Genomic DNA, 22,075 nt, shown 5'->3' on the forward strand with positions numbered 1-22,075 from the left:
GCGCGGCTCACTCTGTCAGCGCTTTGGCCTTGGCAATGGAAAACGCTTGCGGCAGGCGGGCGCCATTCTTCGCCGCAAGAATCTCGGCCATCACGCTAACGGCGATTTCCGCAGGTGTCTTGCTGCCAATGTAGAGGCCAATCGGCCCGTGCAGGCGTTCAAGCGACGCCTCGGTTTCACCGAAATGCTCGATCAGGCGTTCGCGGCGCAGTTGGCTGTTGCGCCGCGAGCCGATCGCACCGATGTAGAACGCCGGACCGTGCAGCGCTTCGAGCAGGGCCAGATCGTCGAGTTTGGGGTCATGACTCAAGGCGACGATGCAGGTGCGCAGATCGACCGCGAAGCCGCGCACCACGTCGTCCGGCATGCCGACGATGCGCTCCACGCCATCGACCGCCCAGGTTTCGATGTACTCGGGACGCGGGTCGCACACCGCCACCTTGAAGCCGTTGAACAAGGCCATGGTCGCCAGATACTCGGCCAGCGCGCCGGCACCGATCATCAACATCCGATAGCCCGGCCCCAGAGTGTTGAGCATCTGCGCGCCATCGAAACTGAATTGTTCCGGCGTCGCGGTCGGTTCGAGCATCACCTGACCGGACTCCAACGCCAGACGCCGACGCACCAATTGCCCGGCATCCAGTTGCACCAGCAACGCGTCGAGCGACTGCCACGCCGGGTTGAACTCAAGGATCAGTTCCAGCGTGCCACCGCAGGGCAGGCCGAAGCGATGCGCCTCATCGGCACTGACGCCATAGCGCACCACTTGCGGTGCGCTGTCGCTAAAAGCGCTGCCGCCATGAGCCGTGGTGTAGCGATGGATCAGATCATCCTCAATGCAGCCGCCGGACACGCTGCCCACCACGCGACCGTCGTCACGCAAAGCCATCATCGAACCCGTCGGCCGTGGTGAAGAACCCCAGGTGCGCGCCACCGTAGCGAGCAATACCCGCTCGCCAGCGGCAAGCCAGTCCCGCGCTGTGCGCAGGACCAGCAAGTCGATGCTTTCCATCAAAACCTCCTCTTAGCGCATCTGCAGAATGATCGGACTGCTGCTGGCCGGATCGGTGTGCTCACGCAGTTTGCCCACCGCCTGCACATCGACCGCAGCGCCCTGATTGCCCCAAGTGCTGCGCATGAACGTCAGCACTTCGGCGATCTGCTGATCCGACAGCTGCTCACGGAAGGCCGGCATGCGATAGGCATCCGGCACCCCGGCAGCCACGACGCGCTGCGAACCATTCAGGGTGATGTTGATCGCCGAGGCGTTTTCCTTGGCCAGTGCAGAAGTCGCGCCGGCCAGTGGCGGCATCCATTCAGGTTGTCCCTTGCCGTCGAGACCGTGGCAGGAAGCACAGCGCGTCACGTAGGTATGGGCACCGGGCGAGTCCAGACGTTGCGCTGCCGACACCGCTTGATACTGCCAAGGTGCGCCATCCCGTTCGCGATCCCCGGGAAGCGACTTCAGGTAGTGGGCAATCGCGCTCAAATCATCATCGCTCATGAACTGCGTGGAGTTGTTGAACGCCTCAGTCATCGAGCCGTAGACCACCGCGTGTTTATTGCGACCGGTCTTGAGGAACTGCACGATCTCCGGTTCGCTCCAGCGGCCCAGGCCAGTGTTGTGATCATCACGCAGGCTCGGCGCGTACCAGCCATCCAGCAGGGCGCCCGCGAGGTACGGTTTACCGGATTCATCCAGTGCCTTCTCGTTGAACGCCAGACCGCGCGGCGTATGGCAACTGCCGCAGTGCCCGGCGCCCTGAACGAGGTAAGCGCCACGGTTCCATTGTTCATCCTGCGACGGTTTCGCCGCATACGGCTCGGCGTCGACAAACACGCCATTCCACAGTGCAATCGGCCAGCGCAGGTTCAGCGGAAACGGAATCGCGCTGGGGATGTTCGCCTGTTTCACCGGCGCCACGCCTTTCATGAAGAACGCATACAGCGCGCGCACGTCATCGTCACTGAGCTTGGCGTAGGACGGGTAGGGCATCGCCGGATACAGACGGCGACTGTCGGGCGCCACGCCGTGGCGCACCGCTCGGTCAAAGTCCGCCAGGCTGTAGTGGCCGATGCCGGTTTCCGTGTCCGGGGTGATATTGGTCGCATGGATCGAGCCCAGCGGCGTGGCCATTTCCAGGCCGCCGACGAATGGCGCACCGCCCGGCACGCTGTGACAGGCCACGCAATCGCTGAGCCTGGCGACGTATTCGCCACGGGCGACCAGTGCCGGGTCGATATCGGCCACGGCGATCTGATAGGTTTCAAGGCGCGAGACAGGCTCGCGGGTGACATACCAGGCCAGCAGGCCTGCCGCGACCAGGCATGGCACCGCCAGCCAGCCAGCGGTTCTTGCGAATCGGCTGTTGTTCATGGACGCTCCGGCGCTGATCAAGTGAAGGTGTGTCGGCTCATGGGCAGGCTGCGCACCCGCTGACCGGTTAGTGCTGCCACCGCGTTCGCGACGGCGGGCGCGACCGCTGGCAACGGCGGTTCACCGATGCCACCCATTTTTTCTCCACTCTCGACCACACGCACATGGACCCGAGCCATCCGCGCAGGCGGCAGGATCGGATACAAGTCGTAGTTGCGCGCCCGGGGTTTGCCATCAATCCACACGGCTTCTTCCACCAGGGTTTGCGACAGTCCCAGCGCCACGGCGCCATTGACCTGCGCCTCGACAATCGCCGGGTTGACGATGCTGCCCGGGTCAATCGCCTGCCAGATGTCGTGCACCTTGACCTGGCCGTTCTCGATGGACCCCTCGGCGATCACCGCCGTCTCGGTACCGAACGGCGAAGCCATGGCCCCGCCGCGCGCACGTTTGCTGCCATCCTCGGCGGTAAACGGCCCGCGCTTCCAGCCGCCCGACAGTTCACCCACCGCTTGCAGCAGCGTGGTCAGGCGTTTGTTGTCGCGCAGTAAATGCAGGCGCAGGTCAAACGGGTCCTTGCCGCCCTTGTCAGCCAATTCATCGAGGAACGATTCATAAAAGAAGTCGTTGAGCGAATTGCCCACCGAACGCCAGTAACCGAGCATGGCCGGGCCTTTGGCGTAAATCTGCGCGATGCGTTTGTTGGGGATCGCGTAGGACTTGCCGGACAAGCCTTCAAGCGCCGTTGGGTCAAGTTTTTCTCCTTGCTTGCCGGCGAGGGCTTCGGTCGGGCCTTCGGTGGCACTGATCGCTTCGATTGCCAGCGGCCAGCCGTCGTTGTCCAGCGCGGCACGGAAGTTCACCGCAGCCACGGGACGGAGCACGTCACGCAGGAACTCTTCCTCGCGACTCCAGATCAGCTTGACCGGACGGCCAACGGCCTTGGACAGCGCAATCGCCTGCGGATAGGGACTGGCCGAGTCGTAGAGAAAATGCCGGCCGAAGAACCCGCCCAGCAGCGGCGAATGCAAGGTGATGCGCGACGGGTCCAGCCCTGTGCGTTTGGCGATGTCGGCACGGAACATGTCCGGCGCCTGATTCGGCAACCAGACTTCCAGCGAACCGTCCGGGTTGAATCGGGCCAGTGCCGAAGGAGGTTCCAGTTGACCGTGGTTCAGGTACTGGTTGTGGTAAGTGGCGTCGATCCGCGTCTTGGTTTCCTTGAGAATCGCCGCCACGTCGCCTTCATGTTCATCATCTTTGGCCGGGCCTTTATCTTCAGCAAGGCGCTTGAACCAGCCATCGCTGGAGAAGTCGGCGGGCATCGGCCGCACTTTGCTCTCAGCCGTTGGTTCTTGCCAGTCGACCTGAATCGCCTCGACCGCACGTTTGGCGTGCCACCAGCGCTCGGCGACTACCGCCACGGCACCCGGCAGACGGTGCACGGAATGCACGCCTTTCATTGCCTTGACCTGCTCTTCGTTGCGCAGGTTGCCCACGGTCATGCCCAGGCGCGGGGCATGTTGCACGGCAGCATGGAGCATGTCGTCGACCTTCAGATCGATGCTGTACAGCGCTTTGCCCGTGGATTTGTCGTAAGCATCGAGGCGCTTCACCGGTTTGCCGATCCAGCGGAACTGGCTCGGATCACGCAGCTTCACGGAAGCCGGATCAGGAACCGGCAGATCCATCGCGCGCTCGGCCAGTTCACCGTAGGCCAGCGAGCGGCCCGACTTGGCGTGCACGACTTTTCCGGGCTCGGTGGTCAATTCACTCACCGGCACGCCAAGTTGCTGCGCACCCGCCTGCAACAACATGGCGCGGGCGAGGGCGCCGAGGCGACGCATGACCGGGTAACTCATGCGCACCGACATGCTGCCGCCGGTGATGCGCATGCCGTTTTCCAACACCACATAGGCCTCACCGGGCGGTGCGGCTTCGACCAGAAAGGTCGATGGATCGGCATCCAGCTCTTCACCGACGATTTGCGCCATCGCAGTGAACGTGCCTTGCCCGCCTTCCATGAACGGGCAGAGCAGACGCACGCGGTTGTCCGGGCGGATCTCGAGAAACGCCGGCACCTGCGTGCCGCGCTCGGCCGTCGCCGCTGCAACGGCAGCTTGCACCCGCGTCGCACCCAGCGGCAGGCCGAAGCCGAGGACCAGTGCGCCGACGGCGGTACCGGTGAGAAAACGTCTGCGCGATACATTGATCGGCTCGTGCAGATCCAGCACCGAGGCTTGCTGTGAAGGGTCGATTCGAACGTTCATCACGCGTCTCCCTTGCAGGCCAGCTCATGCACGGCAGCATGAATGGCGTTGTAGGTACCGCAGCGGCACAGGTTGACCATCGCCGCTTCGATCTGCGCATCACTCGGTTTCGGGTTTTGCTTGAGCAGCGCGGTGGCAGCCATCACTTGCCCAGACTGGCAGTAGCCGCACTGGGCGACCTGCAGATCGACCCAGGTCGCGACCACCCGTTTGCCCACGTCATCGCTTTCGATGGCCTCAATGGTGGTGACCTCGCGGCCGACCACACCGGCCACCGGCGTAACGCACGAGCGCACCACATTGCCGTCCACCAGCACCGAACAGGCGCCGCATTGCGCCAGCCCGCAGCCGTATTTGGTGCCGGTCATGCCCAGATCATCGCGGATCACCCACAGCAAGGGCGTATCGGCGTCGGCATCGACCTGATAGGTCTTCTGGTTGATTCGTAGTTCCATGGTTCACCCGCTGATCATCGGTTGACGTGCATTGTTATGAGCGGTGACACGCGGCGAGGCGGATCACCGTTTTTCGTTCAATTCGCGACTGTGCCAAGCGCTTCTGCCTCGAATGGCTGCCCGCGCAGGAGGGCGATGTCACGACTTGGCGCGGTGCCGAACAGCCGGCCATATTCGCGGCTGAACTGCGAAGGGCTTTCATAGCCCACCGCAAACGCCGCCCGCGACACGTCGAGGCGCTCGACCAGCATCAGCCGCCGCGCTTCGTTGAGCCGCAGCCATTTCTGGTACTGCAGCGGACTCATGCCGGTGAGCTGGCGGAAATGATGGTGAAAGGTCGGCGCGCTCATCTGCACCCGCGCGGCCAGATCGTCGATGCGCAGGGCATCTGCGTAGTTGAGCTTGAGCCAGTCAATCGCCTTGGCGATGCGATAACCCTGACCATCGACGGCCGTGATCTGCCGCAGCCGTGCACCTTGATCGGTATGCAGCAGCCGATAGTGGATCTCGCGCAAAATCAGCGGCGCCAGCACCGGGATCGCCTCGGGTTCGTCGAGCAATGCCAGCAGGCGATCGAGCGCGCCCGCCAACGCAGACGACAGACTGCCAATCGCGGCGCCCGTGCCCGTTGCAGGCTGCCGCTTGGCCGGTAAGCCGCTTTTGGTGATGACCTCGGCGAGCATGCTCACATCCAGTTTCAGTACGAGGCCGACACAGGGCTGTGCGGGACTGGCGAGTGTCACTTCGGAGTTGGCGGGCAGATCCAGTGAGGTCACCAAAAACCGCGAAGGGTCATAGCTGTAACCCTCGCCACCGACCCATAAGCGCTTTTCGCCGCGACCGACGAGAATCAGGCTGGGTTCGATCATGCACACCACCGGCGGCGCCGGTTGGTCGCGACGAAACAGCGACAGCCCGGGTATGGCCGTGGCGAAATCGCCCGGTGCGCTTACGCGCGGGTCTATGTGCAATGCCAAAGGCGATTCCTCGGGCAGAGGGGTAGGGATCATGTCGGGTCACTCCTGTTGACCGAACTCTAATCCGCGCGCGAGACGTTTCCTATCCATCACCCTGCATCGCCAGAGGATCAGGCAAGCATTCAAGAGGAATGCACTAGGGAAGGGGCGGATTGACCGGGAGAATGTGTCTATCTGTTACAGGGGCAGTGCTCGCAAGAGCGACAAAATGCTTGCCCCTGCGCATCACACCCTTACGTTTTTCGCACCACAGGTCGTTCCAATGACATTTCGTTCTACAGATCCTTCTAAAAGAACAGGCGGCTGGAGCGCCGTGCTGGCCATGTCGCTGGCCGCATTCGCCTTGGTCGCTTCAGAATTCATGCCGGTCAGTCTGCTGACGCCGATTGCGGCAGAACTGCACATCACTGAAGGCCAGGCCGGGCAGGGGATTTCCGTGTCGGGCGCCTTTGCCTTGATCACCAGCCTGTTGATCGCCTCGGTCGCCGCGCGCATCGAACGCAAGAAATTGCTGCTGGGCCTGACCTTGCTGATGATCGTCTCCGGTACGGTCGTCGCGGTCGCGCCGGGTTATCCGTCATTCATGTTTGGGCGTGCCCTGATCGGGATAGCGATTGGCGGCTTCTGGTCACTGTCGGCGGCGACTGCAATGCGTCTGGTGAAGCCCGAACAGGTTTCGCGAGCGCTGGCCATCGTCAATGGCGGTAACGCCTTGGCCACGGTCATCGCCGCTCCGGCGGGGAGCTTTCTTGGCTCGCTGATCGGCTGGCGCGGCGCGTTCTTCTGCGTGGTCCCAGTCGCAGTGCTGGCCGCCGTGTGGCTGCTGATCAGCCTGCCGTCCTTCAAGGTCGAGCGCCAGGCCGGAAGCGGCAACGTTCTGCGGTTGATGAAACAATTGCCAGTGGCCTTGGGCATGGTCGCCGTCAGCGTGTTTTTCATGGGCCAGTTCATGCTGTTCACCTACCTGCGGCCCTTTCTTGAAGGCGTGACGGGCGTCAGTGTTTCAACCTTGTCGTTGATGCTGCTGGGGTTGGGACTGGCCGGTTTTATCGGCACCTTTCTGATCGAACGGTTTATGGGTCGCGGCCTCTACCGCACGTTGACCGTCATCCCGCTGATCATGGCGGCCATCGCGCTGGCGTTGGTCAGCTTCGGCAAATCACCGCTGCTGACCGCCGTGTTGCTCGGACTTTGGGGACTGGTTGCCACGGCCGCGCCGGTCGGCTGGTGGACATGGCTGGCGCAGACGCTGCCGGATGATGCGGAAGCCGGAGGCGGACTGCTGGTAGCCATTGTGCAACTGGCAATCGCGGGAGGCGCAATCATTGGCGGTCTGGCTTTTGACCTGAGCGGTTACAAAGCTACATTCGAGCTTAGCGCTGCGGTGTTGGTCGTCGCGTCTGTGCTGGCCTGGTTGGCGGGGCGCAATGCCACGGAGGTTCATCTTGTCGAGGCGAATGCGACTGCTTGAGAGGAGCAGCCGTTTCGCGTACCACTAACCTCGGCAGGCTCACGTCAGGTGGCCGTGGTCGGCGCTATTTCTTCAGTTGCTCATATGACTTGACCATGTCCCGCGCCCAGACATCGAGCACCGCTTTGAAGTCATTGGCCTCCAGAACCTGTGCGGAGTTGTCGAGGTCAGCGCCGGCGCCCTTGCGCACCACTTCGGCGACCAGTTTGTTGTCACTTCCATCGAGAAACGCCGCTTCGGTCGCCAGACTGGTGTCCTGATCACGAATACCGGTGGCGGCACTGACGCCGGCGGCCACCAAGGCAATCGGAATGACTTCATACGGACGCAGCCCCTTGGTTTTGGCACTGGCTGCGGTGATAGCCGGACGTACCACCAGCACGCCAGGCCCTGGGCCGCTGGCGAGTGGAAGCGCACTGGAAAACGCATTTTTCAACGTTTGATCGTAATACTGGGTGATGCCGTTGAGGGTCTTTTGCGGGATTTTTGCGGTAGGTTGCGGCTTGGGAAAGAGCTGACTGGGTTCGACGTAAACGCTGGTGAATTTGCTGACATCGACTTTCGGATCAATCCAGCGCATGACAGCTGCACCCGAAGGAGATTTCTCTTCCTTCAGGACGCTGTAGTCGCCGAGAAATCCGGAGTACTGCTCGGGGTCCACGTACTTGCTGGCACAGCCGGAAAGGGCCAGAGACAGCACACACAACGGTACAGCGAGTGCTTTGAATCGCATGAGAAGCTCCATTGTCGAAATACTGGTGACGCTGGTCTACGGCAGCGTTTTGAATCGCTACCGCAGACCAACATCAACTGACTCGGTCGTTACGGCGTGACGATGTTGAACCAGAAATCGAAGTCATCCATGTACGACACCAACTCTTCGAGCTTGCCCTGCGTGCCGTCGACTTTGATATCACCCTTGGCCAAGGCGTCCTTCAGGGTGGCTTCTTTCAGCACGATTTTGTTCAAGGTGTCGCGAGTCAGGGTCACTTTGGCATCAGCGTCTTTGCCTTCAACGCCTTCAGTGTGGTTAAGCACGCCGTTCTCCATTTCCACTGAGTACTTCTGCTTCAGGTCAGTGAAGTCAAAGTTGAGCGACAAACGCTTGCCATCCGCTTTCGGACCATTGAGGCGCATGGCCAGGAAATCGAAGAACAAATCGAGATCCATGGCGCGAACAGTGTCCGGACTGGCCGTGTCCGGAGTAGGCAGTTTCCTCACTCCATCGCGCAGTTCCTGTGCTCCGGTGAGGTAGAAATTGCGCCATGGGCCGCTTTCGGCCTGGTAACCCAACTGCTCAAGCGCATCGGCTTGCAGGTTTTTCGCCGCTTGGTTGCTCGGGTTGGCAAACACCACATGATTGACCACTTCGGCGACCCAGCGGAATTCGCCTTTATCCATGTACTCCTTGGCCTTCTTGAGCACGGCGTCTTCGCCGCCCATCATTTCCACGTAATGTTTGGCGCCTTCCTCCGGAGGCAATACATTCAATGTGGCCGGGTTGCCGGTAAACCAGCCAAGGTACAGCACATAGGTGGCCTTGACGTTATGGTTCACCGAACCGTAATAACCACGATTGGAGAACTTGTTGGCGATCGCCTTGGGCAGTTTGAACTGCTCGGCAATCTCCACCATCGTGTAACCCTTGTTGATCATCCGCAGGGTTTCATCGTTGATGTAGCGGTACATGTCGCGCTGGGAAGACAATTGCTCACGCACTTCCTTGTTGCCCCAGACTGGCCAGTGGTGCATGGCGTACATCACCTGTACATCGTCACCCCACAGTTTCAGCGCTTCGTTGAGGTACTTGGACCATGGAAGCGGTTCGCGGATCTTCGCGCCGCGCAGCGAGTAGGTGTTGTGCAGGGTATGGGTGGAGTCCTCGGCAGTGTTGAGCGCCTTTTTCTCTTTGATGTAATAGAGCATTTCCGCCGGTGCTTCACTGCCGGGCGCATAAAGGAACTGGTAGGTCAGGCCGTCGATAACGTGGGTTTCACCGGTGGTCTTGATGATGTCGGTCGGAGGTATCAGTGTCACGGTGCCGGCCGACGTGGTGGTGCCCAGGCCCGCGCCCAACTGACCAGTCGCCGAAGGAGGTAGCAGGTTGCCGTACATGTAACTGGCCCGGCGGCTCATGGCGGTGCCGGCCATGACGTTTTCTGCCACTGCGTGTTCGACGAAGCCCAGAGGAGCGTAAACCTTGACCTTTCCGGCCTTTACATCGTCTTCGTTGATCACCCCACGTACGCCACCATAGTGATCAACGTGGCTGTGGGTATAGATCACTGCTACCACTGGTTTTTTCGGCCGGTGCTGATAGTAAAGATCGAGGGCTGCCTTCGCGGTTTCGGTGGAAATCAATGGGTCAAAGATGGTGATGCCGTCCTTACCCTCAACGATGGTCATGTTCGAAAGATCGTAGTTACGCACCTGATAGATGCCATCGGTGACTTCGAACAGACCAGAAATATTGATCAGTTGAGACTGACGCCACAGGCTTGGGTTGGTAGTGTCCGGTGCAGCCTCGCCTTCCTTGATAAAGGCATACTTGGCAGGGTCCCAAATGACATTGCCCGCCCCTCCTTTTATGACCGTCGACGGCAACGGCGCTATAAAGCCTTTGTGCGCCAGTTCAAACGAGGTCTTGTCGTTGAACGGCAGCTCATTTAGCAACGCATTGTTCGCTGCCTTGGTGGCTTCCGAGGCAGCCTTTGGCTTTTCCCCATCAGCCGCGAGAGCTTGCGAAGCCAATGCTATGGCCGCTACCAACGAAAAAGCGGCGCCAGCCAATTTCAACGAACGCCATTCCCCTCCGGATTGACGTTGCACTGTCGAGTGAATTCCCAAGACCATCTTCTACGCTCCTTCATAGTAGGAATGCGCTAAGCCTAAAGCGCAAAAACAAGCCCATTTGAAGGTAGTAGGAATTCTCGGTTGGCCAAGGAAAAAACCGACCGATTTTAGAAATCAAGTGAAACAAATTTTATCGTAAGTGATGACAAACTGAGGATTTCAATGGGTGGAAAACTTTCAGACCAATGCATTGAAAAAAATTAATTCTATGTATATCAGTAGCTTGTAAAGTTGTTGTACAGGTCGAGCCACGCATTGCGACTCAATCGATGGCTGCATTGCCGAGCATTGCGGTTACATGCCTACATGAGGCGACGAGCGGTGATTCCGCTGGCCAGTTAATGACTACCAAGACGGCCGCAAATGGCCATGCATACGAGGTTTTCCACGGCAAAGTGTTCGGTCATGAACCTAAGGGTCTGGCCGAAAGCAGATGCCCGAAAACAGGTTGATGCTATCTGTCTGATCGGGATTTCAGGCTCCGTACGAACACTTACTGGTTGCCATTCTGCGGTTTTTCGTACAGCCGCTGGCCAGCAGAAGGCTGCTTAGTGCACCAATGGCGGTTGGGTCGCGACCGAGACAGTGAAGACCACGACAAACAGCACGACGATTCCCCAGAACAACACCATGACTGTCAGCATGACGACCCTAAGGCCTTGATAAAGCCTGCGCAGCCAATGGCCTTCGGGTTTTGCGTCTGCGCGGGTTCTGAGTACGCCTTTCAAGTAAAAACCGAGGAGCGCCAACAGCGCGCCATCAATCGCCAGCGCAGGCAGGCCGGCTATGGGGAAAATGCTTTCCCACCGATAGAAAGAAGACCGGCTCAGAAAGACCACATAACAAGTCAGACTGCCGTAGGGCAGTGCTCTCCACCATTTGCCGGCAAGCGCCCCGACCATCAGGCACATGATCACCATGAACGGGCTGAGGAGAATATGGATCATCCATTCCAGTACGTTGGGCAAGTAGTCCGGGGAATGGATGTTGCGCCAGAGGTATTCCAACATTGATCGGGTTCCTTCCTTCCAGGGAGTCAGTGTTGCAGCGGTGCTTCCATGCTGCTGCACGGTATCGGCGTGTTTTTGGATTACATAAGGGTTGTTGTGTAAATCAGGGGCTTGCGGACTACGCCGGAGCATGTCCGGGCGCTGGAGGGATTCAAGGTCGCGCGCAATGGCGTGCCGTCCGTCGTGCGTGAGAAACGGTTGAGCGAACCGATTACGCAGCAGTTATTAGCGTTTCGTCATCCTCTAGCGGCCGCTAGCGCCACGGTCATCAACCCCTCGTTCTACCACGCTCTGTTTTTATCTCTGTTCATCCCCCGATAAGAAAAACCGATACCTGCTTAAGGATTTCCCAGAGGCGGGCGGTATACCTGCGGCTTTACAGTCACCTCCATCGTTCAGCGTGGACGGTCTACTTACAGGCCTTGTCCGTCGGGACTTCTACAAAAATAAGAAGGTGACAGCATGAGTAGTGAAACGGTCGATATCAAAGCATGGATCGACAACCGCAAAGTGGTCCCGTACCAGTGGCTGATTATGGGTTTATGTTTTTTTATCGTGCTTTTCGATGGCTTCGACGTCGCGGTGATGGGGTTTATTGCCCCCTCGCTGATTCAAGAATGGGGATTGTCGAAAGCGGCGTTCGGCCCGGTGATGAGCGCGGGCATGATTGGGCTGGCGATCGGCGCGCTGACCGCTGGCCCTTACGCCGACCGAATCGGCCGCAAAAAGGTGCTCCTGACGGCGGTGACTGGCTTCAGCGTGCTCAGCCTTGCATGCGCCTTTGCACGTAATCCCTACGAGCTGGCTGCCTTGCGTCTGCTGACCGGTGTGGCGCTGGGCGCAGCGTTGCCAAACACCACCACACTGCTTTCCGAGTATTTGCCGGAACGCAATCGGTCACTGTTCATCACGATCATGTTCACCGGATTCAATATGGGGTCGGGGTTGGGCGGATTTCTCGCCGCGTGGTTGATTCCCCATCACGGCTGGCAGTCGGTGTTGCTCGCCGGCGGGATTCTGCCGATGTTGCTGCTGCCGTTGATGTGGCTGTTGCTGCCTGAGTCGGCGCGTTTTCTCGCCGCACGCAACGCGCCCGCCAGTCAGATTGCCAAGGTGCTGAACAAGCTGGGCGGCACGTTCAGCGCAGCGACGAAATTCGTCATCGCCGAACCGCAGGCTCAGCAAAAAGCACCGCTGCGCTTGCTCTTCACCGATCACTATCGTTTCGGCACTCTCGCCTTGTGGGCAACTTACTTCATGGGGTTGCTGGTGATCTACCTGACCATGGGCTGGATGCCGACCCTGCTGCGTGAAGGTGGGCTGTCCATCGAACGGGCCGCGACCATCACCGGACTGTTCCAGATTGGCGGTACTGTCGGCGCCATCGTGGTTGGGTGGGCGATGGACCGGCGAAATCCGAACGCGGTGATTGCCACGTCTTACGCTCTGGGTGGCGCTTTCATTCTGCTGCTGGGCGCCTTCAGCCTTGAGTCGGGCCTGCTGGCATTCGGCGTGGTGGCGGCAGGTTTCTGTATGAGCGGCGCGCAAACCGGCCTCAATGCTTTCGCGCCCGGTTACTACTCGACGGACTGCCGCGCCACGGGCGTCAGCTGGATGCTGGGTATCGGCCGCTTCGGGGCTATCTTTGGTTCACTCATCGGTGGCGCGGTGCTCAGCCTCGGGCTGGGGTTGCCGCTGCTGTTTGCCCTGTTGAGCGTGCCTGCCTTTATCGCTGCACTGGCGATCCTGGCCAACGGTCATGCACGGCGCCGAGTCAGTCGGGCTTTGCTGGCGCATTAATCTTTTTCAACAAAGGAACTCGTTATGGCACGCATCATTGGTGGCCTCGCTGTATCTCACACCCCGACCATCGGCTTTGCGGTCGATCACGACAAGCAGCATGAGGCCGCCTGGGCGCCGATCTTCCGTGGCTTTGAGCCGATCAAGGTGTGGCTGAAGGAGCAGCAACCGGATGTGCTGTTCTATATCTTCAATGACCACGTGACGTCGTTTTTCTTTGATCACTATGGTGCCTTTTCCCTCGGTGTCGATGAGCGTTACGAAGTCGCCGATGAGGGCGGTAATCCACGCGAGTTACCGGGGATCGCTGGCCATGCGGCGCTGTCACGGCACATCGGCGAGAGCCTGGTGGCGGATGAATTCGACATGAGTTTCTTCCGTGACAAGCCGCTCGATCATGGCTTCTTCTCGCCGATGTCGGCGCTGTTGCCGTGCGAGCCGGACTGGCCGGTGGAAATCGTGCCGCTGCAGGTTGGCGTGTTGCAGTTCCCGGTGCCGAGTGCGCGGCGTTGCTACAAGTTGGGTCAGGCGCTGCGCCGGGCGATTGAAAGCTACCCCGAGGACTTGAAAGTGGCCATCGTCGCGACCGGCGGCGTTTCCCACCAGGTGCACGGCGAGCGCTGTGGTTTCAACAACCCGGAGTGGGACCAGCAGTTCATTGACCTGTTGGTCAATGATCCCGAGCGCCTGACCGAAATGACCCACGCCGAGTACGCCGCGCTGGGGGGTATGGAAGGTTCGGAAGTGATCACCTGGCTGATCATGCGCGGCGCGCTGTCGGCCACGGTGAAAAACCTGCACCAGGATTACTACCTGCCTTCGATGACCGGCATTGCCACACTGCTGCTGGAAAACCAGGATCGAGCCGTTCCCGTCGACGTCGTTGCGCGGCACTTGCAGCACATGCAGCATCAGTTGGCGGGTATCGAGAAGCTTGAAGGCACCTATCCGTTCACCCTGGAACGCAGCGCCAAGGGCTATCGGTTGAACAAGTTTTTGCACCGCATGATCGAACCGCATTGGCGTCAGCGTTTCCTCGACCAACCCGAGGCGCTGTTCGATGAAGCAGGGCTGAGCGATGAAGAGCGGGATCTGCTGCGACGTCGCGACTGGCGCGGATTGATTCACTACGGGGCGATTTTTTTCGTGCTGGAAAAGCTCGCTGCCGTGGTCGGGGTGCCGAATCTGCAGATCTACGCGGCGATGCGCGGACAAAGCCTCGAGGAATTCATGAAAACCCGTAATCAGCAGGTGCTCTATTCGGTAGCGGGCAAGGCCCCACGCTAACGACACGGCGTCATCGGCGGCTCGTTCCGGGCCGCTTCGCAACACCATTGAATGACTTCACTGCGCCCGGCTCATGCGGGCGTAGCGGACTGCTTCATCCCAAAAAAATGGATAACAATAACAATGAAAATCACCGCCAATACCCGCGTAGTCTTCACGCTGTCCGCCGTTTGTGCTCTGCCTGTCGAGGCGAGCGCCGCAGGCTTTGTGGAAGACGCCAGCGCCAATCTCAACCTGCGCAACTTCTACATCAATCGTAATTTCACCAACCCGGCCAATGCGCAGGGCAAAGCCGAGGAATGGACGCAGAATTTCATAACCTGCGCTGGCGCAACTCGAGCATTCGCCGCGATTACAGCAGCAATGAGTTCGACGAGAATCGCTTGATCATCAGCTATCCGTTGAGCCTGCTTTAAGCGCCTCATTGGCCTGAGTTCGGATCACTCGGCGGATCATCTCCATCAACGCCTGCGCGACGGGTGAGTGCAGGCAACCGCTGCGGTAGGTCAGACCAATGGCTCTGACGGTCTGTTTCAATTCCAGCGGCAAAATGCACAACTCGCCGGACGCGATCTCCTGTTCCAGTTGATGCGCTGAAACGGCCGCGAGCATGTCCGAGCGTAACAACAGTCCGCGAATGATCGCCATGTCGGCGCTTTCCACCACCGGGGAAGGCGCCGGAATGCCGAAACCGACGAAGCAGTCGTCGAGCATTTTGCGCGCCGGAGAACCGGCGCGCGGCAATACCCACTGCGCGTTAGCGAGATGATCTTGCAGGCCGGTTTTGCCGTAGAGCGGATGATCACGCCGCGCAAGCACGACCATTTCCTCTGTCAGCAGTGACTCACCGACCAAGTCGCTGGCATAAGTCGATGAACGCAGTGCACCCAAAATGAAATCCACATCGCCGGCACGCAACTCGGTCGCCAGCAGGTCGAAGGGACTCTCATTGGTGATCACTTGAATGCCGGGATGCTCTGCCATCAGGCGCACGATGGCCTCGGGCAGGATGCGGGTGCGGCCGAGGGGCAGGGCGCCGACGTGCACAACACCGTGCAAGGCACCACGAAGGGCGGTGATGTCGCTGTCGATATGGCGCAGTTCGTTCAGCGCACGGCGGATTGCAAACAGGATGTCATGACTGGCGCGGGTCGGTTGCAAACCACGCGGCGTGCGCTCGAACAGCGATTGGCCGCAGCCATTTTCCAGCACTTTCAGCGTCGAACTGACCGCAGGCTGACTCAGCCCCAGCAGGTTGGCCACTGTCTGCATGTGCTGGGTTTCACAGAGTTTGACGAACACTTGCAGGCGTCGCGCCTGGAACAGATAAAGCGGTTCAATCGCGGCTTTCTCACCTTGGCCGAGCAATGTCGGCACGCTCCCAAGCTCCGCCAATACCCTTCGCGCACGGGGTAGCAAGCGTTCACCGAAATCGGTCAGGCGCATACCGTTGGCGTGGCGCTCGAACAGCATCACGCCCAGCCGTTCTTCGAACTCGGAAATGGAGCGGGTGACCACCGATTGCGCCCGGTACAGCGCGATTGACGCCTTGGAGACGCTGCCGTGATCAGCCACGCGGACGAAGGCGCGCACGTGCATCAGGCTCGGCAGTTCAAGGTTTTCCATGGGCAAGGGCTCTGCGGGTCGGCGAATTCGACGACTATGCCGCCGCTATTTTCGAGTGGCAATAAAAAAAACGCATACCTCGAACACTCGAACGCATTACTCCGTCGGCGGGGTGCGATGCGATGCTCTTTCGCAACGCAAGAGGAGAATCCGCAATGATCGATTCAACCAAAAACGCGCTGGTTGTCAGCGCCCACTCAGCCGATTTTGTCTGGCGTGCCGGTGGCGCCATCGCCCTGCATGCACAGCAGGGTTACCACGTTCACATCGTCTGCCTGTCGTTCGGCGAGCGCGGCGAATCCGCCAAGCTGTGGCGCAAGGGCGAGATGAGCGAAGACAAGGTCAAAGCCGCACGTCGCGAAGAGGCTCAGGCCGCCGCCGACATTCTCGGGGCCAGTGTCGAGTTCTTCGATATCGGCGATTACCCGATGCGCGCCGACAAGGAAACCTTGTTCCGTCTTGCCGATGTGTTCCGCCGGGTGCAACCGGAGTTCGTCCTCAGTCACTCGCTCAAGGACCCGTATAACTACGATCACCCGCTGGCCATGAACCTGACCCAGGAGGCGCGCATCATCGCCCAGGCCGAAGGCTATAAACCGGGTGAGAAAATCGTCGGCGCACCGCCGGTCTACAGTTTCGAGCCGCACCAGCCCGAGCAATGCGAATGGCGCCCCGATGTGCTGCTCGACATCACTGATGTCTGGGACAAGAAGTACGCGGCCATCCAGTGCATGGCCGGGCAGGAGCATTTGTGGGAGTACTACACGCGCGTCGCCCTGCAACGCGGGGTGCAAGCCAAGCGTAATGTCGGGATCACCTCAACCCGCAACATCGTCCATGGCGAGGGTTACCAGAGTATTTTCCCGCGTGTCACGGAGAATCTGGGATGAGCGAACATATCGGCAAGACTGGCGTTGTCGTGCGCAATATTCAGCGCGCCGAAGCAGCGCTAATCGATGAGTTGAAACGCTTCGGCGTGGCGACCATTCATGAAGCGCAGGGTCGCAAAGGCCTGTTCGCGAGTTCGATCAGACCGATTCAACAAGGCTCGGTGATCAGTGGTTCAGCCATCACGGTACTGGTCGCCCCGGGTGACAACTGGATGTTCCACGTGGCCGTCGAACAATGCCGGCCCGGCGATATTCTCGTGGTTGCACCGAGTTCGCCGTGCACCGACGGCTACTTCGGCGACCTTTTGGCCACCTCGCTCAAGGCCCACGGCGTTCGGGCGCTAGTGATTGATGCGGGCGTGCGCGACACCCACACCCTGCGCGAAATGGGCTTCCCGGTCTGGTCCCGTGCCATCAGCGCGCAAGGCACAATTAAAGAAACCCTGGGCTCGGTCAACCTGCCGCTGGTGTGCGGCGGGCAACTGGTGCACCCGGGTGATGTGGTTGTTGCTGATGACGATGGTGTGGTGGTCGTGCGACGCACCGAGCTGCAGCAAGTCGTCGAAGCCAGTCGCGCCCGCGCCGACCTGGAGGAACAGAAGGCCCTGCGCCTGGCCAAGGGCGAACTGGGTCTGGACATCTACAACATGCGCGCGCGCCTGGCGGAAAAGGGGTTGCGTTACGTCGACAGTCTTGAAGAACTGGGAGACTGAGCATGGCGCAGACCCGCATTCCCTGTCTGCTGATGCGCGGCGGTACGTCGAAAGGTGCTTACTTTCTGGCCGACGATTTACCGCAAGAACCTGCGCTGCGAGACCGCGTGCTGCTGGCGGTGGTGGGCTCGCCGGATGCGCGGCAGATCGACGGCATTGGCGGCGCTGATTCGCTGACCAGCAAAGTGGCGATCGTCAGACCGTCGAGCCGCGCGGGTGCCGATGTCGATTACCTTTTCGCCCAAGCGCTGGTGGATGAGCCGCGCGTCGATTACGGTCAGAACTGCGGAAACATCCTCGCCGGTGTCGGTCCGTTCGCCATCGAGCGTGGGTTGGTAGCAGTGACAGCCGATGTCACCCCAGTGCGGATCTACATGGAAAACACCGGACAGATCGCCATCGCCCATGTGCCAACGTCTGATGGTGAGGCGCGCTACGACGGCGACGCGCGTATCGACGGCGTGCCGGGGCAGGCCGCACCGCTGATTGTCGAATTCGAGGATGTCGCTGGCGCCAGCTGCGGCGCCATGCTGCCGACCGGCAACGCCCGGGACGTGATTGACGGCGTTGAAGTGACCTGCATCGATAACGGCATGCCCGTGGTGCTGATCAACGCGCAAGAGCTTGGTTGCAGTGGCTATGAGAGTCCCGCGCAACTCGACGTCAATGCTTCACTGAAACAGCGTCTGGAGTCCATCCGCATGCAAGCGGGGCGGCGCATGAACCTGGGTGATGTGAGTCAGCGCAACGTACCGAAGATGTGCCTGATTGCACCGCCGCAGGTAGGTGGTGCAATCACTACACGCAGTTTCATTCCCCATCGCTGCCACACCAGCATTGGCGTGTTCGGCGCGGTCAGCGTGGCTGCCGCCTGCCTGATCAAAGGCAGTGTGGCGGCGGTCATGGCGGTGGCGGAGGAGGGCGAGGTGAAACGCCTGTCGATCGAACATCCGACGGGCGAGTTCACTGTGGAGTTGCGCTTGCAGGACGAGCGATTGCTCGGGTGCGGACTGATGCGCACGGCTCGGTTGTTGTTTGATGGCCTCGTCTGCATTCCATCAGCGATCTGGAGTGGCAAAGCCGTTGGTCAATCAGGAGAGTGCTTCTCGCAAGTACGCGTAAAGAGCTGAAAAAACGCGCAAGCGATCCACCCATGTGGAGCAGGTCGCGCGTGCCCAGAACCGACAAAGCCCTGAATAGTCAGGGCTTTGTTGTATCCAGTGGAAGCTCGGCGGGTGAGTCGCTTTGATCTGCCAGACCCTGTGAAAGCTCGTTGATCGATCGCCACCTTCTTTCTGTCGACCATTTTTGTCGAACTCATCGGCTCCCGACACTCGACAGCCACACTCAAGCACCTGATTGTGAGTCCCGGGCTTTGGATACTGGTACCGGCAATGATTGCGACCGGTGCAAGTGGAGTGTTAATGAGTCGGAAACGACAAGGACGACTGGTCGCTTTGAAGAAGAAACGCATGCCATTCATTGCCGCCAATGGCCTGTTGGTTCTGCTGCCGTGCGCCATTTTGCTTAACCAATGGGCGTCGGCGGGAAGTCTGGATACGCGTTTTTACTTCGTGCAGGTAATTGAACTGATCGCAGGGGCCACCAATCTCGCATTAATGGGGATGAATATGCGTGACGGCCTGCGCCTGAGCGGCCGACTGCTGCGGGTTGCACCTCACAGACAGTAAGCTGAATACTTGCTTCCGTTTGTTTTAAAAGCTGGGCCGAAATTTGCCATTCGTGATCAGCTGCTATCGGCCAGAAGCAGCCTGTCATAAGCGAAATGTTTCGGCCCCGGAGCGGTCATTTGCTTTTGCCTATCCAACGTTTTGTATAACCTCGGGAAATTCGTTTCGAACCCCGCATTGCAATATCCAGGTTCCCGATATGCAGACAGACCAAAACAGACTACTCGCCCTCGCATTGCTAGAGATCAAGACTTTACTTGTTGATTATCTGGGTAGCGTTGTAGACGCCCCGACGAATGTTCGCGTGGCGGCGCATATTGCCTATGCACTTCATAACGAGGCGGAGGCTGTTTACACCAATGCTGACTTTGCGCTCGACGACGCATCCCAAAAAATCGCTGCGATCGATCAAATTTTAGGTGCCACTGACGGCGCCGCGCTATTGGGCAGATTTGATGTCGAAACCTAAGTCATTCCAGATAATGCTAAACCAGGATGACTGCTTTTGGCCGATCTCTGCCTGTCGTGAGGGCCGTAATCGGCCCAAAACGGAGCCTCCAAGCAAGAATGTTTGCGTCAGCTACGCTATTCCACCAAGCACGATACTGAAAGCGAGGATTGGGATGACAGTTGGCCGCAGAGATGATCTAGCCTATTCCATCCTGTTAATCACTCCGGTTCTCCTTTACGCCAGTATAGGTGCGAACCCGCTGTATACAGGCAGTGGTTACCTTGTTGCAGTCCCCGCAGCCGTGTTCGTACTGGGCTCGATTTTTCGAACGCCTGCCCTGTTTCTGACTGGTACGACAGCCGCGGCGGTGGCCACACTGTCGATCTACATGAACATCATCGCCAGCCTCGACCACCCCGAAGGGTTGTTTGGGCTCGGGCATGTGTTCTCAATGCCCGGCATGTTGGTTGGTGCATCAGCGTCGGCCTGGCTGTTGAGATACCGCGTGAAAGCAAGTTTGCCGTGGATCGTCGCGGGCATTGGCTTTCTGGGAACTGCCTTGGGATTCATAGTCGCCCAGATGGTTATGTGCAACACCCTGATGTATTGCGGACCGCTTTCATTTGGGGGTTAACACAGGAACCGAACTTCCCCTTCTGGCTGAAAGCAGGCGGGTATTACCTTGTTTCAGCTACGCCAGGAGGCCAGCTTTCATAGAAAGAGCCGCCTACAGGTATCGGGTTGCCATCCATATGGTATGCGGCCCATGCCAGTAGGTGTGCCATGCGTTCGGCAGCAACTGGCGACAGTCTGCAATATCCTCTGACTTCGTCTAGCCGTACTCGGCAAACATCGAGGTGGCGTCGAACCCCGGAAAATCCACCAAGATAGAGATAGAACTCGTCGAGAAGGATACCCACGCCTGGAACACCATAGGTGCCGGCCACACCTGGTGCCTCCTCATATATGGCCTTCACATCATGGCCTTCCAAGGTCGCGACAGCGGTTAGTACATCGCAAAAAGTATCTTTCATGCTGTTGCTGACCCAGAGGTCATAGCTGTTGCCGATAATGATGGGCGCGCCCATGAGTCTTACTCTGATTTCGATAATGGAATGCTGAAGAAGAGACGGATTCAGCCATGTCGCCAATTTTCAATAGGCCGTCTCCGCTCCGATTATTATCGTTTTGGGCTGGAAAAGGCCATGCGTGGGCGGCTGCTCTTGGCCGAAATCTGTCTTTAACGACAGCCATCAACTTCACGAGTATCCGCAAATATCAGCTTACGCCCCGGCTGACATCCGGTGATGCTCCAGCAAGAAGTCCACAAACAATCGCACCCGCGCCGGCATCGCCGCGCCACCAACGAACACCGCATGAATCGGTTCCTGGTCTCCGGGGTTCCAGGCCTCCAGCAGCGCAATCAGCTCGCCGCGCTGCAGATCCTCGCTCACGCTGAACTCTCCGATACGGGCAATGCCGGCACCGACTCGGGCGAATTGTGCCAACGCTTCACCACTGCTGCATTCGATGTTGCCGCTGACCTTCAGGGAAAACGCTTTGCCATCGCCGATAAATGGCCAGTTGGGTTCGGCACGCTTGAAATTGAAGCGCAGGCAGTTGTGCTGTAGCAAGTCTTCCGGTTCCTGCGGGACGCCGTGGCGCTGCAGATACTCGGGCGATGCCACCACGACCTGGCCGGTGGTGCCAATCCTGCGTGCGGTCAGCGGGCTGTCGGGCAGATGACCGAAGCGCACCGCGACGTCGGCCTGCCCGCCGAGAATGTCGACCACTTCGTCGCCGAGGGTGAGGTCGACGACGATGTTCGGGTAACGCGCGCTGAAGGCTGCGACCAATGGAACGATGGCCAGGCGTCCATGACCAAGGGCGGCACTGACCCGCAATCGCCCCTTGGGCACGCCTTGGTCGGCGATGGCGTCTTCGACCTCGTCCATGTCGGCGAGGATACGCCGGGCGCCGCGCAGGAACGCTTCGCCCTCGGCGGTGAAGGTGAGCGCTCGTGTGGTGCGCAATAGCAGGCGGGTGCCAAGCCGTTGCTCGGTGCGCGCGATGATCCTACTGACTGCCGAGGGTGTCAGGCCCAACGCACGTGCGGCGGCCGACAGACTGCCTTCCTGCGCCACGGTGGTGAACACGCTCATTTCACCTGACCTGCCGTTGAAATCCACTTGTGCCTCCTACGC

The 22,075-nt window shown here is 59.5% G+C and carries 20 protein-coding genes and 2 pseudogenes; 11 read left to right on the plus strand and 11 right to left on the minus strand.

The annotated features are described in order from the left end of the window. Positions 1–7: 7 nt before the first annotated feature. The 5 genes from AK821_RS12810 to AK821_RS12830 all read right to left on the minus strand — a co-directional run bounded on the left by AK821_RS12810 (position 8) and on the right by AK821_RS12830 (position 6,112). The gene (locus AK821_RS12810) at positions 8–1,012 is read right to left on the minus strand and encodes an XdhC family protein (protein ID WP_064389980.1); all 1,005 of its coding nucleotides are present in this window, start codon (positions 1,010–1,012) and stop codon (positions 8–10) included. 12 nt (positions 1,013–1,024) lie between these two features. Then, entirely contained in the window at positions 1,025–2,377 is a 1,353-nt protein-coding gene (locus AK821_RS12815; protein WP_064389981.1) for a c-type cytochrome, read from the minus strand. A 17-nt stretch (positions 2,378–2,394) separates the two neighbouring features. Continuing rightward, entirely contained in the window at positions 2,395–4,647 is a 2,253-nt protein-coding gene (locus tag AK821_RS12820) for a xanthine dehydrogenase family protein molybdopterin-binding subunit (protein ID WP_064389982.1), read from the minus strand. Then, on the minus strand, positions 4,647–5,102 hold the full coding sequence (locus AK821_RS12825) for a (2Fe-2S)-binding protein (RefSeq protein ID WP_064389983.1): 456 nt from the start codon (positions 5,100–5,102) through the stop codon (positions 4,647–4,649). The genes AK821_RS12820 and AK821_RS12825 overlap by 1 nt, the downstream gene beginning before the upstream one ends. Positions 5,103–5,179: 77 nt before the next feature. Next, entirely contained in the window at positions 5,180–6,112 is a 933-nt protein-coding gene (locus AK821_RS12830) for an AraC family transcriptional regulator (RefSeq protein ID WP_064389984.1), read from the minus strand. A 229-nt stretch (positions 6,113–6,341) separates the two neighbouring features. On the opposite strand from AK821_RS12830, the gene AK821_RS12835 reads away from it, so the two are divergent. Continuing rightward, a complete protein-coding gene (locus AK821_RS12835; protein WP_064389985.1) occupies positions 6,342–7,550 on the plus strand; it encodes an MFS transporter in 1,209 nt (402 codons plus the stop codon). A gap of 64 nt (positions 7,551–7,614) precedes the next feature. Here the strand turns inward: AK821_RS12835 and AK821_RS12840 are convergent, their stop codons facing one another. The 3 genes from AK821_RS12840 to AK821_RS12850 form a co-directional block, all read right to left on the minus strand. Next, on the minus strand, positions 7,615–8,283 hold the full coding sequence (locus tag AK821_RS12840) for a DUF3313 domain-containing protein (RefSeq protein WP_064389986.1): 669 nt from the start codon (positions 8,281–8,283) through the stop codon (positions 7,615–7,617). Positions 8,284–8,372: 89 nt separating this feature from the next. Continuing rightward, entirely contained in the window at positions 8,373–10,403 is a 2,031-nt protein-coding gene (locus AK821_RS12845) for an alkyl/aryl-sulfatase (RefSeq protein WP_082355437.1), read from the minus strand. 548 nt (positions 10,404–10,951) lie between these two features. Continuing rightward, positions 10,952–11,413 carry a hypothetical protein gene (locus AK821_RS12850; RefSeq protein WP_064389987.1) on the minus strand — a complete coding sequence of 154 codons (462 nt, stop codon included), beginning with the start codon at positions 11,411–11,413 and terminating at the stop codon, positions 10,952–10,954. A 462-nt stretch (positions 11,414–11,875) separates the two neighbouring features. Here AK821_RS12850 and AK821_RS12855 point away from each other — a divergent pair, with 462 nt between their 5' ends. The 4 genes and pseudogenes from AK821_RS12855 to AK821_RS31030 form a co-directional block, all read left to right on the plus strand. After that, entirely contained in the window at positions 11,876–13,213 is a 1,338-nt protein-coding gene (locus tag AK821_RS12855; protein ID WP_064389988.1) for an MFS transporter, read from the plus strand. A gap of 24 nt (positions 13,214–13,237) precedes the next feature. Then, positions 13,238–14,500: a gallate dioxygenase gene (locus AK821_RS12860; RefSeq protein ID WP_064389989.1), complete on the plus strand. Its 1,263-nt coding sequence runs from the start codon at positions 13,238–13,240 to the stop codon at positions 14,498–14,500. A 123-nt stretch (positions 14,501–14,623) separates the two neighbouring features. Further along, positions 14,624–14,818: pseudogene (locus AK821_RS12865) on the plus strand (OprD family outer membrane porin); the annotation flags it as partial. Then, a pseudogene (locus AK821_RS31030) lies at positions 14,818–14,916 on the plus strand (OprD family outer membrane porin); the annotation flags it as partial. The pseudogenes AK821_RS12865 and AK821_RS31030, both read left to right, overlap by 1 nt. Here the strand turns inward: AK821_RS31030 and AK821_RS12870 are convergent. After that, positions 14,891–16,126, minus strand: coding sequence for a LysR family transcriptional regulator (locus tag AK821_RS12870; protein WP_064389991.1), 1,236 nt, complete (start codon positions 16,124–16,126; stop codon positions 14,891–14,893). The pseudogene AK821_RS31030 and the gene AK821_RS12870 sit on opposite strands and share 26 nt — an antisense overlap. A 155-nt stretch (positions 16,127–16,281) precedes the next feature. Between AK821_RS12870 and galB the strand changes: the two genes are divergently transcribed. From galB to AK821_RS12900, 6 genes are all read left to right on the plus strand, one after another. Further along, on the plus strand, positions 16,282–17,016 hold the full coding sequence (galB, locus tag AK821_RS12875; RefSeq protein ID WP_064389992.1) for a 4-oxalmesaconate hydratase: 735 nt from the start codon (positions 16,282–16,284) through the stop codon (positions 17,014–17,016). Further along, positions 17,013–17,729 (plus strand): 4-carboxy-4-hydroxy-2-oxoadipate aldolase/oxaloacetate decarboxylase, encoded by a 717-nt coding sequence (locus AK821_RS12880; protein WP_064389993.1) that lies wholly within the window; start codon positions 17,013–17,015, stop codon positions 17,727–17,729. Before galB ends, AK821_RS12880 begins: the two co-directional genes overlap by 4 nt. Before the next feature lie 2 nt (positions 17,730–17,731). Next, positions 17,732–18,859, plus strand: a complete 1,128-nt coding sequence (locus AK821_RS12885; RefSeq protein WP_064389994.1) for a 4-oxalomesaconate tautomerase — start codon at positions 17,732–17,734, stop codon at positions 18,857–18,859. Between the two features lie 342 nt (positions 18,860–19,201). Then, entirely contained in the window at positions 19,202–19,420 is a 219-nt protein-coding gene (locus AK821_RS31035) for a hypothetical protein (protein WP_236708309.1), read from the plus strand. A gap of 199 nt (positions 19,421–19,619) precedes the next feature. Further along, a complete protein-coding gene (locus AK821_RS12895) occupies positions 19,620–19,889 on the plus strand; it encodes a hypothetical protein (RefSeq protein WP_064389996.1) in 270 nt (89 codons plus the stop codon). Between the two features lie 154 nt (positions 19,890–20,043). Continuing rightward, entirely contained in the window at positions 20,044–20,505 is a 462-nt protein-coding gene (locus tag AK821_RS12900) for a hypothetical protein (RefSeq protein ID WP_064389997.1), read from the plus strand. A 43-nt stretch (positions 20,506–20,548) separates the two neighbouring features. Here AK821_RS12900 and AK821_RS12905 read toward each other — a convergent pair whose 3' ends face one another. Both AK821_RS12905 and AK821_RS12910 read right to left on the minus strand, forming a co-directional pair. Next, a complete protein-coding gene (locus AK821_RS12905) occupies positions 20,549–20,959 on the minus strand; it encodes a hypothetical protein (RefSeq protein ID WP_064389998.1) in 411 nt (136 codons plus the stop codon). 195 nt (positions 20,960–21,154) lie between these two features. Next, entirely contained in the window at positions 21,155–22,060 is a 906-nt protein-coding gene (locus tag AK821_RS12910) for a LysR family transcriptional regulator (RefSeq protein WP_064389999.1), read from the minus strand. Positions 22,061–22,075: the final 15 nt, after the last annotated feature.

Origin of the sequence: Pseudomonas sp. RIT-PI-r (assembly GCF_001297015.1) — a bacterium.
In the GTDB taxonomy this organism is placed as follows: Bacteria; Pseudomonadota; Gammaproteobacteria; order Pseudomonadales; family Pseudomonadaceae; genus Aquipseudomonas.